Genomic DNA, 13,704 nt, shown 5'->3' on the forward strand with positions numbered 1-13,704 from the left:
GCGGTCCGGTCAGTCGGGACGTCGCGCCCAGAACAGCACATGCCCGCCGTCCCCTTCCGGGACGAACTCTTCCTGCTCGACCGTCAGTCCGGCGGCGGCGATCCAGGCGCGGTTGGTGCCGGCGTCCGCATGACTCCACCACATGGCCACGCCGCTTCCCAGCCAGTCCTCGTCCACACCGGTCCACTCGTGCCGGCCGGTGCTGCACAGGAGCAATCCGCCGGGGCGGAGCCATGAAGCGATGTTCTCCAGCAGTGGGCGCTGTTCCTCCAGTGGGATGTGGATCAGGGCGTAGAGGAACACCACGGCGTCGAAGGACTCGGCGGGGAAGTCCACCGAGGTGGCGTCGGCCCTGATGAACTCGGCCCGAGGTACGAGCTCCCGCGCCCGGCGGACCTGCAGGTCGCTGATGTCGACGCCGGTGACATGGTGTCCTGCCGCCACGAGATCACGCACGACCGGTACTTTACTGCCGCAGCCGAGGTCCAACACCTCGCAGCCGTCCGACAGCCGGGCATTCAGACTCTCGGTCCAGGAACGGTACTTCGAGTCTGAGTCGTAGGCCTCGCCATAACGCACCGAGAGCGCGTCATATCCGCGCCGGACCAGGTCCTTCGGATCTTCAACCGTCACATCGCGGACGCTGTCGCCCTTGGTTCGGACCAGGCGAACGGTTTTGTGGAGGGCCAGAGCTGTCGACGGGAGCGGGCCGGTGGACTCGTCTGCCCGTGGCCATGAGGTACGACAAGTGGGGCCCCACGCCCTGGCGTTGAGGCGCTCGGAAATCGGTGGAGCAGCGCCGCGTTGCGCCATTACCGTGCTGCCGAGCCATGTCGCCCACGCAAGGACGTGCCGTTGTACACCGTGTGAGACCTCCCGAGCGCTGATCTGTCGCGCGTCGCGCATCTGCGCCGCGCTCCTTTTTGCTGCGGACTTCTCACTGAAACCGGTGTACTTCTGTGCTCGAAAACTGGGTGGTCGTGCCCACCTGCCTGCCGCTCGTTCGCCGTCGTTGCCACACATGCGCGTCCGAGCGTTTCCGGGCAAGCGGTAAATTCCGCGTCAACGCACACCACAAGCTCATCGACGCCTGGCTCCTCGCGCTCTGTACCGCTTGCGGGGAAGCAGCGAAGCTCACGGTCCTGGAGCGGACGAACGTGCGCTCCGTACGACCTGAGCTGCTGGACCGGCTGCATGGCAACGACCTCGGCCTGACGGCTGAACTACTCCAGGATCCGGTCGTGCGGCGCCGTAATCGCATCGCCCTTGACTGGGGCAACGGCTGGCGCCTCGACACCGGCGGACCGGATCACCTCGAACGCGAGGTGATCGACGTCTCGGTCCGCTTCGCGGCACGGATACCTGTCCGGCCGGTGCGACTGATCTCTGAGGGCTGCGGTCTTTCGCGGGCCGAGGCCGAAAGGCTGATCAGTGAGGGGAAGCTCGTTTCGGCGGTCCGGCTGAGCGGCAGGGTCTCCGGCGACTTCACCTTCATGCTCAAGCGCTGAGCCTCCACGGGGCCACGGGCCTGTCCGGCGTGATCCGCCGGACAGGCCCTGGCGGCCGAGTCCTGCCTGTCACCGGACTACGCGTCGGGCAGCACACCGGCGTTGGGCTCGGAGACGCGATCCACCCGCAGCGTCATACGGCGCACGGATCCGGCCGCGGCGATCAGGACATCGGGCACATGGTCCTCGTAGAAGCGGACGTACCCGACGGCGCCCGTGCTCGTCGTACGGGCGCCGAGCCACAGCACGATCGTGCGCAGGTCCTCGAACTCGTCGGGATGGGATTCCTGACGGACGGTCAGTGTCCATCCCCGGCCGTCGGACCGCAACTCACCAACGAGGGCGCCCCCGATGCGCCGCGCCGGCCCCCGGGCGTCCCACAGCGGGTACGCGTACACTCCCTGGCAGTCGCCGCCCTCGTCTCCCAAGTGCCAGCGGAGCAGCGCGAGTTCCTACGCGGGAAGCGAGTCCGGGAGGTCGAGGGTGAGCTGGAACTCGTATACGTCGGCCATGGCCGCAAGGTTACGAGCCCCGCACTGAGGCAGGTGACGCCGCGGCCGCGATGTCAGCGGTGGCCCAGCACATTGATCACCCGGCCGTCGGGGTCGCGGACGAAGAACCGGCGGACGCCCCACTCCTCGTCCTGCAAGGGGTGCACGATTTCCGCGCCGCTGTCCCGTACCGCCGTGTACGCCGCGTCGACGTCGTCCACCTCGACACTCATGTCGGGCGTGACCGGCGCGGTCTTGTCGGCGGCCATGAAGCTCACCTGTGCAGCCGGAGCGGACGGTGAGGCGACTGTCGAGATCCAGCCGAGGTTCATGACCTCCTCGAAACCCAGCAGACCGTAGAACTCCCGGTTCTCCTCCTTCGCGTCCGACCGGAAGACGGGCACGACACGGCGAACGGCCATTGACGACTCCTGATGCGATGGGCGGTGTTCCTGGGACTACTCGGTGGGCTGCCGGCGCGCGGCGTCCAACTCGTGGCTCATCTGTTCCGCCGCCACGGACATGTCGGTGATCCAGTTCTGCAGCTCGGCGTCCCGGTTGATGGGAACCACCATGCTCAGGCTCGCGGTGACGAAGCCCGCGGAGAAGACCGGAACGGCGACGCCGCTGACACCCTCCTGCAACTCGTCGCGGGAGTACGCGTATCCCGCCTTACGGATCTCCTCCAGCTGCGCGACCAGCGCGTCCGGCGCGGGGCTGTTCTCGATGAGCGGCCGCCGGATCCGGTCGGGCAGGAAGGCGAGGATCGCGCGACCAGCCGCGCCCACGTGGAGGGGGTGTCGGAAGCCGGGATCCAGTGCGACGCGCACCAGATGGCGGGCGCCGGGCACGATGTCGGCCGTGACGAGGTCGTTGCCCTCGCGCATGCTGAGGACCGTCGCCTCCCCGGTGGCCGCCGTCAGCTTCTCCATGATCGGCCGCGAGATGTGCAGCAGTTCGGGTTCGACGCTCGCCGCGAGCTGCCGCAGAACCATCCCCAACTCGTATCCGCCGGGCTGCCGCCGTACGAAGCCGCGCTGCTCCAGCGTCGCCAGGAGCCGGTGGGCGACGGTGCGGTGCATACCCAGTCGGTCCGCGAGTGCCGCGGCGGTGCCCCGGCCCCCCTCGCTGATGCTCAGCAGCAGCAGGAGCGCCTGGTCGGCGGTCTTGGAAATCTCCGGCATTGAAACCCCTTGTTCGCCGTGCCGCGACACGTTGTCGGCCGGTGAGGGCCACGATAGTGACCTTCTCGCGGCCGTGTTGACGAGAGACGGCGCCGTCAACGAGAGATGTCGCTCGCCTGTTGACGGGGTCGACCCTCCACTGCACACTGTCACTACCGATAAACGAGATCGTAACACCGGTAATCGGAACAGGGGGCTGGTGGGGCTTCTCTCCATCCGTTGACCAGGCCTTCAGCCCCCGCGCACCGCCGGCACAGGTGACCCGACCCTCGCCGCGGCAGCTCCTCCTTCACCTGCCCCTTCTCCCTTCACCCTGCACCACCCGTGAAGCGACAGGGCGTTCAGACCTCACGGATCGGCACTCCAATGCTGCAGAGCCGCACAGCAGGCACTCCCAACGAAAGCATCCAGTGGTGGCGCATCTGGGCCACCAATCACCGCGTCCTCGCCGCGGTGGTCGCCGGCGTCGTCGCGACCCACGTGGCGACCATATTCGGCTACTGGTTCCCCGGCATCGGGCTGACCAGGCTGGACTGGAACACCGCGAACGGCTGGGTCTACGCGCCCTTCGGCTCGCCCCTCGCCAAGTTCGTCACGGGAGGCGTGTTCCACTACCTCGACGGCATCGTGTTCGCCGTGGTCTTCGCCTGCGCCCTGCACCCCGCGCTGCCCTGGCGGAACACGCCGATGGGCAACATGGCCAAGGGACTCGTCTTCGGCACCGTGCTCTCCGTCATCAGCGTCGCCTTCATGACCCCCCAGGTCTACGGCCCCGCACGGGGCGCCGACCCCGGTTTCCTCAGCCTCGACCTCGGCGGCACGTACATCCTCACCGTGTTCGTCTGGCACTGGGTCTACGGGCTGCACCTCGCGCTCATCTACAACCCGCTGCCCACGCTGGATGGCAACGTCGAGCCCGGCGTGCGGAAAGCTTCACCGGCCGGCCGCGACGAGCCTCCGGTGCTCTCCGAAGCGGCCGATGCGCGCTGAACAGGACGGCCCAGGGAGGCTGCTGACCGCCGGCGGCGCTTCTGAAGGTGCGGCAGGCCGCCCGCCCACCGGCGGGCGGCCTCTCCCGGCACCGGCAGACCGACCAGCAGCGATCACGACGCCAGGCGCCGGGGATCCTCGAGGAGACCCTGCCCTTGGGTACAGCGGCACAGGTATAGCCCCCGCGACAGCCCAAGTGGGCGATCGGACAAGGTGGTTGGACCGCCGGCCGGGCCCGGTCGGCCTGGCTCCTGTGCGCCTGCCGGGAGTTCACCCGCGGGGGCGCTCCCGGGCGCGTCTGCGGAGAATGACGACGAGGTCGACGGCCGCGACGATCGTCAGGAGACCGCAGCCACCGGCGAGCAGGCCCAGTTCCCAGCGGCTCGGGGAGTCGCCCGGACCGGCCGCCGCCGTCCACACCACGAACAGCGCCGTGAGCGCGGCGAACAACACCACTCCGGCGCAGGACAGCACCAGACGCAGCCCAAGCGCGCTACGAGCCGTGACAGGTTCGGTCCCGGTCCTTTCGTACCGCCGCCCGATCATCCCCGAACGCGAGCGGGGAACCGGGTCCGGGCGGCGGCGACGGGGAGACGTCATGGTGTTGTTCCCTTCCTCTCTTCCGGCATCCGGACGGCCGCAGCGCGTGCCGCTGGGCCCGGTCCGGTCCGCTCAGTGCCGTGGCTTCGCCTCGTAGCGGGGGCCGAGGTCAGGAGTGTCGGATCCGCCCAGTTCGGTGACGAGACGGTGGGTGACGACGAGGTCGTGCAGCAGCGGCCGCGTCTCGTCCGTAGTGCGTCCGGCGGCACGGGCGATCTCGTCCAGGTGGGCGCCTTCGCCGCCGTGCTCCTGCTGGACGCGGACGAGGCAGCGGAAGACCTGCTCATGGTCCTCGGTGTAGTCGCGGCCCCGGCCCGGGAACGCCGGTTCCGTCTTCTCGGCGGGGGCGGCACGGCTCGCCGAACCGCCGGTGCGGGAGCCCTGCTTGCCGCGGTGGATCGGGGCGGTCTTCTCCTCGTGCGTGAGGGTGGCACTGTGCGGCATGTGCGTGCTCTGCTTGGACGCCCCGGTCGTCGTTCCCTCGGCGCTCGGTGACTGCCCGGCCCGTTCGGCCTCGTGGGCCGCCGCACGGCGCTGGTCCTCGTCGCCTTCCATCTTCTTGCGCACCATGGTGTGCTCCTTCGCTGTCGGCACGGCCGGACGGCCGCCGAGAGCTGTACGGCAGGTGGGTCACACACGGCCTCCCTCGCGGAGTGCGGCAGGCCCCGTACCGGTACCCGTCGTTCCCCCGGTGACACAGCGCACGGCGGGTGGGCGCTCAGGGCGCGGGCTCCCGGCCGGGGCCCTGAGCCGACGAGCTGCCGAAGCGGGCCAGCGTGGCGATCACCTCGTCGTCGGAGACCTGGGCGAAGTCCTCGTACCACTCGCCGACGGCCCGGAAGGCGCTCGGCTGATGCAGGCACACGATGTCGTCGGTGTCCTGCCGCAGCGCTTCGACGGCCTGCGGGGAGCCGACCGGCACCGCGAGGATCAGCCGGCCCGGGTTCTTGGACCGCAGATTCCGCAGGGCGGCACGGGCGGTGACGCCGGTGGCGAGCCCGTCGTCGACGACGATGACGGTCCTGCCCTCGTACTCGGGCGCCGGACGTCCGCCCCGGTACAGCTCCTCACGGCGGTGCAACTCCGCCCGCTCGCGGGTCACGTCGCCCGTGAGGTCCGACTCGGTCAGGCCGAGCATCCTGAGGGACCGCGGGTCGTAGACCGGCGGGTCGTCGCCGGCGATCGCCCCGATACCGGTCTCCGGACGGCCGGGGACGCCGATCTTACGGGCCACCAGCACGTCCAACGGCACCTTGAGGGCGTCGGCGACCTCCGCGGCGACGGGCACGCCGCCCCGCGGCAGGGCCAGGACGAGCGCGTTCGTGAGGTCCCCGGAGGCCGCCCATTCGAGCAGTCTCACGGCGAGTTCCTGGCCGGCGTGACGGTGGTCGTGGAAGTACATGGCATTCCTCCGGGCTGGTGCTGCTGCGTCGCGGCCGGTGCTCACACACCGGTCGGCCAGGTCTCCTCCTCCCGCGTGTCGGCCGGGGCGGTGTGGAGCGGGGTGAGGGCGGTGGTGCGGTCGAGGAAGCAGAAGGCGTCGTAGCGTTCGCCGAGGACCGTGGACACGTAGTTGCCCCACTTCTCACGCTCGGGCCGGTAGACGACGCCGATCGCGCGGTGGTCGCGCTCCTCCCGGAGCCAGCCGCCCCGCCCCCGCTTCGGGAACACGAACAGCCCCGCCCCGCCCGGCAGCGCCTGATGCGTCAGCTCCTCCGGGCTCCCCGGGCGGGCGGGCGGGACCTGGATGGCGCGGGCGCGCCCGCCCCACCGGTCGGAGGCGACGACGGAGCCCTCGTAGGAGCCGAACCCGACCAGCACGACGCCGTCGTCCGCGTGCCTCTCCCGTACCAGCTGACCGACGTTGACGAGGCCGGCCGCCGCCATGTCCGTGGCCCTGGCGTCCCCGACATGGGTGTTGTGCTCCCAGACCACCGCTCTGGCCCGCGGCCCGTAGTACTCCATGAGCCGCTGGAGGGTGTCGGCCATGTGATGGTCCCTGATGTTCCACGACTCCGGCCCTCCGTGCAGCATCGCCCGGTAGTACCGCTCGGCGCCGACCAGCACCTCGGCGTTCTGCCGTGCGGCGAACTCGGCGAGGCTGCCGTCGGCCCGGGACGCCTGTTCCGCCCTGCGCCGCAGCTGTACGAGCAGGGCGAGGACCTCGGGTTCGCAGCCGGACGGCACGAGCTGGGTCGCCATGGCGTAGGACTGCGGGTCCTGCGCGTACGGCTCGAAGCAGCGGAACGCCCCCACGGCGTGCTCCACCGCGTCGGGGTCGTGTTCGCCCAGGTAGTCGTTGACCGCCTGCAGCGATTCCCACAGGCTGTACACGTCCAGACCGAAGAATCCGACGCGCTCTTCGGCCGGCAGGCGGGTGTTGTGCCGGCGCAGCCAGTGGCTGAACCGGGCGACGTCCGTGTTGGCCCACATCCAGGTGGGCCAGCGGTCGAAGTCCTCCAGCACCTCGACCGGATCCCCGGCAGCGCCGGGAGCCGCCGTCACGGAGCAGTGCAGGGCATGGCAGTCGGGCCAGTCGCCCTCCACGGCCACGAACGAGAAGCCCTTCTCCTCGATCAGCCGACGTGTGAGCAGGTCACGCCACCGGTAGTACTCCGCGGTGCCGTGCGACGCCTCGCCGAGCAGCACGTACCGGGCGTCACCGATCCGAGCCAGCAGCGGATCCAGTGACTCCGGGCCGGTCAGCGCGAGGGCGTCGGCCCGTATCTCGCCGACCGTCCCCTCTCCCTTGTCGTTCCGCGCCGGCCGGCCGTCGGTGGCTGGGAACTCCATGGCCGCGCCTCCTCGTGTCCGCGACGACCGGACCACGGGCGCGCCCCACGGCGGCCTCCTGAGAGGCGTTGGGCACGGGAACCGCCGTCCGTCTTCTCCCGCTGTCCTCCGCAGTGCGGGTAGCCCCCGGCCCGCGCGCTATGCCTCCGGGCCCGCCGGTCCCGGCGGACGGGCCCGACGCCGCCGGGCCGTACGGGGGGCTGTGCGGCGGCGGCCCACGAGTGCGACGCTGGATGGAGGGTGTTGACCGTCCAGAACTGGGAGCGGTACACGGTGGATGCCACAGAATCCGGTTCCCGGCTCGTCCTGGCCGGAGTCGACGAAGGCGCCGGCCAGGACGATGTCGTGCGCTTCGCGGCCCAGCACGCCACGCTCCGCGGCGCCCCACTGCATCTGCTGCACGTCCTGCACGGCCCGGCGCCGGTCGGGCCGCTGGAGATCCAGGCGGCACAGCGCGCCTCGCTCGAGCGGCAGACGGCGGCGATGGAGTCGCTGGCGGCGTTGGTGCGGTCGGAGTTCCCCGATCTACGGGTCACCTCGGAAGCCGTGGAGGGCCACGCCAGCGCCGTGCTGCTGGAACGCTCGGCGGAGGCCGGGTGGCTGGTGGTCGGCCATCGGGGCAGCGGCGGCTTCCCCCGGCTGCCGCTCGGTTCGGTGAGCTGGCAGGTCGCCACGCACGCCCGGTGCCCGGTCGTCGTGGTGCGCCCGGGGGAGACGGCCGTCGCGTCGGAGAACCGTGTGGTGGTGGCGGTGGACGTGGGGGACATGCCGTCGGAGGTGCTGGATCTCGCCGCCGCCGAGGCGGAGGTGCGCGGCGCCCGGCTGCACATGGTCCACGGCTCGTTCCACGTCAGCGAGGCCGCGGGCGGCCCGGCGGCGATGGCGGCACAGTTCGAGGGCCTGGACGACGCCGCGCGCGCGGCCATGGAGGAAGAGGCGTCGCGCCTGCGCGACCGCTGTCCCCGGCTGGACATCGACGTGCAGGCGGAACGGGCGCGCCCGGCCTCGCTGCTGGTGGACGCGTCGCACCGCGCGGCCCTGCTGGTGACGGGCTCCCACGGCCGGACGGGTCTGCGCCGTCTGATCCTCGGCTCTGTCAGCGCCGAAGTCCTCCACACGGCCGCCTGCCCGGTCGCCGTCGTTCCCCGCAGCGCGTACTGAGTCTCCGCGGAGCTGCGAGCCGCCGGAGAGCCGGCCCGGCCGTCCGCACGTGGCGGTGACGGCACGGGGCGTCGGCGAGTCTGCGCCGTCAGGGCCACGGATGCCGTGACGATCTCCTGACGAGCGGCTGCGACCGGACACGCCCTCAGCAAGGGGCCGCGCCCGACGACCGTCACCGTCCGGACCCGTACGCCGCGGCGCCGTCTCGAACCGCACGAACATCCGGCCGATACCGGACGACGCGAGTCCGGACAGGGAGGAGGCAGCTGTGTCACCGCAGGCGAGCCGACCCGGAGGTCCACTGTCCGTGGCGGTGCTCATGGAACTGCTCCGGACCCCCGACGCCGGAGGGCAGGTCAAGTGCTGGGAGCGTTTCGCCGAGGCCGCGGCCGCCGCTGATCCCGCCGAGCTGGGCATCGACCTGACGGTGTACGTCCTCGGCCGCCGGCACCGCGTCGAAGCACTGTCCCCCCGGGTGCGTTTCGTTTCGCTGCCTCCCGTGGCCAGTACGGCCCTGGTGAGCCGGAAGGGCGGCGTCGACGTGTCCGACCTCGCGCCCCACCACCCCCGGCTGGCCCGGCTGCTGCCCCGCCACGACGTGTGGCACCTGACCCATGTGCTGGCCTTCGGCGCCACCGCCGCCCGCCTCGGTCGCCGTGCGCGGCGACACGCCGGAGGAGCGCCCACCCCCGGACTCGTCGCCTCCGTCCACACCGACGTACCGGCACTGGCCCACGCCCTCGTCCACGAATCGGTGAACCGGCGCCTCCGCAGCGTTCCCGCACTGCGCTCCGTCGACCCGGCGGCGCTGAGCGCGGGCCTCGTGCGCCGCCGCCGCGACCGCGTGCTGACCGCCTGCGACCGGATCATGGTCGCCACACCCTCGCAGGGCTCGGAGATGGCCGCACTCGTCGGAGCCGGCCGCGTCAGCGGGCTGGGCAGGGGAGTGGACCTGGACCGGTTCCGTCCGGACCCGACGGCCCGGGCGGCGTTGGCCTCGTACGGCGTTCCAGCGGACCGCACGCTCGTGCTCTTCGCCGGCCGGGTCGACGCCTCCAAGCGCGTACTGCTCCTCGCCGAGGCGCTGCGGCGGCTCCGCGCGGAGGGGAGCCCCGTACACCTCGCCGTCGCCGGCACGGGACCGGAGGCTGGGCGCGTCTCCCGGCTCCTGGGCCCGGACGTGACGCTCGTGGGCCTCCTGCCCCAGCCGGAGCTGGCGCGGCTGTTCGCCGGGTGCGACATCTTCGCCTTCCCGTCCCGGTCGGAGACGATCGGCAACGTCGTCGGCGAAGCCATGGCCTGCGGGACACCGGTCGTCCTGCCGCGCGGCGCCCGCACCGACCACTGGCTCGCCCGGCCGCCGCAGGACGGCGTCCTCGTGGACGACGACACGCCCGCGGCATGGGCCACGGCCCTGAAGACCCTGACCGACGACCCGGCCGCGCGCGCCGCGATCGGCCGGAACGCGTCGGCCACCGTGCTGACCCGGCACCGCAGCTGGGAACAGGTGCTCATGGAGGACCTCCTCCCGGTGTGGCGCGGCGTCGCGTCCGGAGCGTCCGGAGCGTCCGGCGCAGCCGGCTCGGGCGGGTGATCCGTGCTCGTCGCCGTCCTCGCCGCACTCGCCGCCGGCGCCTGCTTCGCCGTCGCCGGAGTCCTCCAGCAACGTGCCGCCGTACGCCTGCCCGACCACGACGCCCTGTCCTTCCGGCTCCTGCGCACGCTGGTGCGCCGGCCCATGTGGCGGGCGGGGATCGCCCTGGCCTTCGCCGCCTACGGCTTTCAGGCCCTCGCCCTCGCCTTCGGCCCGCTCAGCCTCGTCCAGCCACTGATCATCAGCGAGCTCCTGTTCGCCATCCCCCTCTCCGCGCGGCTGCGCCGCAGACCGCTCGGCGCGCGGGAATGGACCGGCACGCTGGCGGTGACCGCCGGCCTGGCGACCGCCCTCGCCGCCGCCCGCCCGCACGGTGGCGACCCGGCGGTCCCCCTCGGCTCCTGGCTGATCACGCTGGCATCGGTCGGCGCCCTCGTGGCCCTGACGCTGGCCCTCTGCACACGCGTCACCGGACCGGCCAGGGCCTCGCTGCTCGGCCTCGCGGGCGGACTCGTCATGGGCATCCAGTCCATGCTGCTCGCCGCGACCGTCGACACCGTGGCGCACGACGTCGTCGCCCTCTTCGCCGCCTGGCAGACGTACCTGCTCGTCGGCGCCAGCATCGCCGGGCTGCTCCTGATCCAGAGCGCGTTCCAGGCCGGCCCGCTGGCCGCGAGCATGCCGGTCATCGACGCCACCGAACCCCTCGTCGCGGTCACCGTCGGCGTCGCCGTCTTCGGCGAGACGCTGCGCACCGGCTGGCTGCCCACCTCGCTGTCGGCGCTCGGCGTGGCCGCCCTGGTCTGCGGCATCGTCCTGCTGGACACATCCCCGCTGCTCAAACGGCTGGAGCTCCCGGAGCCGACGCGTCCGCCCCGCCGATGACCATCGCCCCGCCGGGGCGGGGAGGCGACCGGCGGCTCGTTTAGCGCTCCCGCGGCCGGTTACCCGTGGCGTCTTCCCCTCCGAAGGAGCGTCGCATGTCCGAAATCGAGCCGGAAGCGCCCGACGAGGCCACCATCGCCTGGAACAAGGTGGCGAGTTACGCCTCTTACGAGGAGGCCCAGGCCGCCGTGGACCGGCTCTCCGACGAGCGGTTCCCGGTGGAGCACCTCGACATCATCGGCTCGGACCTGCGACTGGTCGAGCATGTGACGGGGCGGCTGACCAGCGGCCGTGCGGCCGCGGCGGGCGCGGCCGGCGGAGCCTGGTTCGGGCTGCTGATCGGCCTGCTGGTGGGGCTCTTCGCACAGGGACCGGTCTGGCTGGGCCTGATCCTCGGAGGCGTGCTCTTCGGAGCCCTCTGGGGCGCCGTCCTGGGCTGGGCCGGACACGCGGCCACCGGCGGACGCAGGGACTTCTCCTCCACCCGCGCGCTGGCCGCGGCACGCTACGACCTCGTCGCGCGGGGCGGCCATGCGGAACAGGCACGGGTCGTCCTCCACGGCGAGGGCCTGGGCGGGACTCCGTAGCGTGACGGCGGCTGGATCGAGGTGGGGCGGACGACCGGATGCATACGCGACCGGGGCGTGATCGGATCGCCGACATGGACGAAAGGCCCGCACCGGGGACGGAGCGCCGCGCCGCCCGGGAGACCGTGGAGAGACACGCCAACGGCGACGCCGATCTGGCGCTCCTCCTCGACATGCTCGACCTGCGCCTCTCCCTGGAGAGACGCCACGACACAGGGAAGGGCCGGGGCCGCCCCGAGCCGCGTCAGCCGGACGTCTGACGCGGGACCGACCCCGCCGAATGCACCGACGGCCGGCGAGGCGGATCCTGTGATGCAGGAGGGCTTGTGATGGCACAGAGGCACCAGGCGACCTACCGGATGATCACGGGCCTGCTGAACGACAGCCACCTGACGACGCTGGAACAGCTGCCCACCCGCGTGTCGACGTACGCGGGGGCGGCCGGCCTGCACGACATCCTGATCTACCTCTGCGACGTACGGCAGGGCGTACTCCGGCCGCTCACCGGCGTCGGGCCCGGCGCCACGGGACGCGCCGACGTCGGGGAGCCCGAGCTGCGCGTGGACTCCACCCTGGCCGGGCGCGGATTCCAGCACGGCGAGATCCTCCTCGTCCCCCGGCCCGGGCGCGAGGGACCCGACCGGCACCAGTGGTGGGTGCCGCTCCTGGACGGCACAGAGCGCCTGGGGATGATGCGCCTCACCAGCGCGTCCGACGACGCCCACACCCGGCGGGACATCGAGTGCCTCGCCTCCCTGATCGCGCTGATCATCGCCACGAAGTCCCCGCACAGCGACTCGCACGCCCGCCTGGTGCGAACGCGTTCGATGAACGTGGCGGGGGAGGCGCGGTGGCCGCTGATGCCGCCGCGCGCGTACGCCGACGACCACGTGGTGATCGGCGCGGCCATGGAACCGGCCTACGAGGTCGCCGGCGACGCCTACGACTACGCCACCACCGACGGACTCGTACACCTGGCGATCTTCGACGCGACGGGCCACGACACCACCGCCGGACTGACCGCCAACCTGGCGGTGGCCGCCTGCCGCAACCAGCGCCGGCGCGGCGCCGGCCTGATCGAGACCGGGGAGGGCATCGAGCGCACGCTGCTGGAGCAGTACGACCGCTCGTACGTCACGGCCGTCCTCGCCACCCTCGACACCCGCACCGGGATGCTGACCTGGACCAGCCACGGCCACCACCCGCCGGTCGTGATCCGCGAAGGCCACTGCACGCGGCTGGACTGTGCTCCGGCACACCCCCTGGGCACCGACCTCGGTCTGCCCGCCACCCTGTACCGCGAACAACTGCGCCCCGGCGACCGCGTCGTCCTCTACACCGACGGCGTCCGCGAGGCCGGCGACGCCGTCGGCGGGGAATCCGGGCTCGACGCGTTCCTCGACTTCCTCCTGCGTCACCACGCCGAAGACCTGCCCGTCCCGGAAACCCTCCGACGCCTGGTCAGCAGCATCCTCGACCACCACCACGGCACCCTGCGCCACGACGCCACCGTGCTGCTCCTCGAATGGCACGGCCCCGCCCCCTTCGCCCCCGGACAGGCCGAGGCCCTCGTCGGCCTCCCGGGATGAAGGACACGCAAGCCGCGCCCTGTCCGGGCTGCCGCTCGGAGGGTCCCCGCCCCCGAGGCACCCCGCTCCGTCGCGTCGTAGGCTGACCATGCTCGGGGCCGGCTGTCACGGAGGTTCCGCATGCCCCGTCCCATCTGGTCCGGCGCCATCTCCTTCGGCCTGGTCACGATCCCGGTCAAGGTCGTGCCCGCCACGGAGAACCACAACATCTCCTTCCGGCAGGTCCACCTGGAGGACATGGGCCGGGTGCGCTACCGCAAGGTCTGCGAGATCGACGGGAAGCAGCTCTCCGACGACGAGATCACCCGGGGCTACGAGGTCG

The 13,704-nt window shown here is 71.9% G+C and carries 17 protein-coding genes; 9 read left to right on the forward strand and 8 right to left on the reverse strand.

Going from position 1 to position 13,704, the window contains the following annotated elements; all coding sequences use genetic code 11:
- Positions 1–9 precede the first annotated feature (9 nt).
- Positions 10–633 carry a class I SAM-dependent methyltransferase gene (locus ACWD01_RS30430; protein ID WP_451166251.1) on the reverse strand — a complete coding sequence of 208 codons (624 nt, stop codon included), beginning with the start codon at positions 631–633 and terminating at the stop codon, positions 10–12.
- Positions 634–959: 326 nt separating this feature from the next.
- Between ACWD01_RS30430 and ACWD01_RS30435 the strand changes: the two genes are divergently transcribed.
- The gene (locus ACWD01_RS30435) at positions 960–1,508 is read left to right on the forward strand and encodes a DUF1062 domain-containing protein (RefSeq protein WP_451166253.1); all 549 of its coding nucleotides are present in this window, start codon (positions 960–962) and stop codon (positions 1,506–1,508) included.
- A gap of 77 nt (positions 1,509–1,585) precedes the next feature.
- Here ACWD01_RS30435 and ACWD01_RS30440 read toward each other — a convergent pair whose 3' ends face one another.
- From ACWD01_RS30440 to ACWD01_RS30450, 3 genes are all read right to left on the reverse strand, one after another.
- On the reverse strand, positions 1,586–1,906 hold the full coding sequence (locus ACWD01_RS30440; protein WP_451166254.1) for a hypothetical protein: 321 nt from the start codon (positions 1,904–1,906) through the stop codon (positions 1,586–1,588).
- Positions 1,907–2,073: 167 nt separating this feature from the next.
- Positions 2,074–2,421, reverse strand: a complete 348-nt coding sequence (locus tag ACWD01_RS30445) for a VOC family protein (RefSeq protein WP_451166256.1) — start codon at positions 2,419–2,421, stop codon at positions 2,074–2,076.
- Positions 2,422–2,457: 36 nt separating this feature from the next.
- Positions 2,458–3,183, reverse strand: coding sequence for an IclR family transcriptional regulator (locus tag ACWD01_RS30450; RefSeq protein WP_451166258.1), 726 nt, complete (start codon positions 3,181–3,183; stop codon positions 2,458–2,460).
- Positions 3,184–3,549: 366 nt separating this feature from the next.
- On the opposite strand from ACWD01_RS30450, the gene ACWD01_RS30455 reads away from it, so the two are divergent.
- Positions 3,550–4,173 carry a hypothetical protein gene (locus ACWD01_RS30455; protein ID WP_451166260.1) on the forward strand — a complete coding sequence of 208 codons (624 nt, stop codon included), beginning with the start codon at positions 3,550–3,552 and terminating at the stop codon, positions 4,171–4,173.
- Positions 4,174–4,443: 270 nt separating this feature from the next.
- Here ACWD01_RS30455 and ACWD01_RS30460 read toward each other — a convergent pair whose 3' ends face one another.
- The 4 genes from ACWD01_RS30460 to ACWD01_RS30475 all read right to left on the reverse strand — a co-directional run bounded on the left by ACWD01_RS30460 (position 4,444) and on the right by ACWD01_RS30475 (position 7,566).
- On the reverse strand, positions 4,444–4,773 hold the full coding sequence (locus ACWD01_RS30460; protein WP_451166261.1) for a DUF6343 family protein: 330 nt from the start codon (positions 4,771–4,773) through the stop codon (positions 4,444–4,446).
- Positions 4,774–4,845: 72 nt separating this feature from the next.
- On the reverse strand, positions 4,846–5,343 hold the full coding sequence (locus ACWD01_RS30465; RefSeq protein ID WP_451166263.1) for a hypothetical protein: 498 nt from the start codon (positions 5,341–5,343) through the stop codon (positions 4,846–4,848).
- A 148-nt stretch (positions 5,344–5,491) separates the two neighbouring features.
- On the reverse strand, positions 5,492–6,175 hold the full coding sequence (locus ACWD01_RS30470) for a phosphoribosyltransferase (RefSeq protein ID WP_451166265.1): 684 nt from the start codon (positions 6,173–6,175) through the stop codon (positions 5,492–5,494).
- Between the two features lie 41 nt (positions 6,176–6,216).
- The gene (locus ACWD01_RS30475; protein ID WP_451166267.1) at positions 6,217–7,566 is read right to left on the reverse strand and encodes an erythromycin esterase family protein; all 1,350 of its coding nucleotides are present in this window, start codon (positions 7,564–7,566) and stop codon (positions 6,217–6,219) included.
- 273 nt (positions 7,567–7,839) lie between these two features.
- On the opposite strand from ACWD01_RS30475, the gene ACWD01_RS30480 reads away from it, so the two are divergent.
- From ACWD01_RS30480 to ACWD01_RS30510, 7 genes are all read left to right on the forward strand, one after another.
- Entirely contained in the window at positions 7,840–8,727 is an 888-nt protein-coding gene (locus ACWD01_RS30480; RefSeq protein WP_451166269.1) for a universal stress protein, read from the forward strand.
- A 319-nt stretch (positions 8,728–9,046) separates the two neighbouring features.
- The gene (locus ACWD01_RS30485; protein ID WP_451166270.1) at positions 9,047–10,321 is read left to right on the forward strand and encodes a glycosyltransferase; all 1,275 of its coding nucleotides are present in this window, start codon (positions 9,047–9,049) and stop codon (positions 10,319–10,321) included.
- A gap of 3 nt (positions 10,322–10,324) precedes the next feature.
- Positions 10,325–11,206: a DMT family transporter gene (locus ACWD01_RS30490; protein ID WP_451166272.1), complete on the forward strand. Its 882-nt coding sequence runs from the start codon at positions 10,325–10,327 to the stop codon at positions 11,204–11,206.
- Positions 11,207–11,301: 95 nt separating this feature from the next.
- Positions 11,302–11,793: a general stress protein gene (locus ACWD01_RS30495; protein ID WP_451166274.1), complete on the forward strand. Its 492-nt coding sequence runs from the start codon at positions 11,302–11,304 to the stop codon at positions 11,791–11,793.
- A 74-nt stretch (positions 11,794–11,867) separates the two neighbouring features.
- Positions 11,868–12,053 (forward strand): hypothetical protein, encoded by a 186-nt coding sequence (locus ACWD01_RS30500; RefSeq protein WP_451166276.1) that lies wholly within the window; start codon positions 11,868–11,870, stop codon positions 12,051–12,053.
- A gap of 69 nt (positions 12,054–12,122) precedes the next feature.
- Positions 12,123–13,382, forward strand: coding sequence for a PP2C family protein-serine/threonine phosphatase (locus tag ACWD01_RS30505; RefSeq protein WP_451166278.1), 1,260 nt, complete (start codon positions 12,123–12,125; stop codon positions 13,380–13,382).
- Between the two features lie 120 nt (positions 13,383–13,502).
- Positions 13,503–13,704: Ku protein (locus tag ACWD01_RS30510; protein WP_451166280.1), on the forward strand; the 202-nt coding region annotated here is incomplete at its 3' end.

This window comes from Streptomyces sp. NPDC002835, assembly GCF_053591995.1.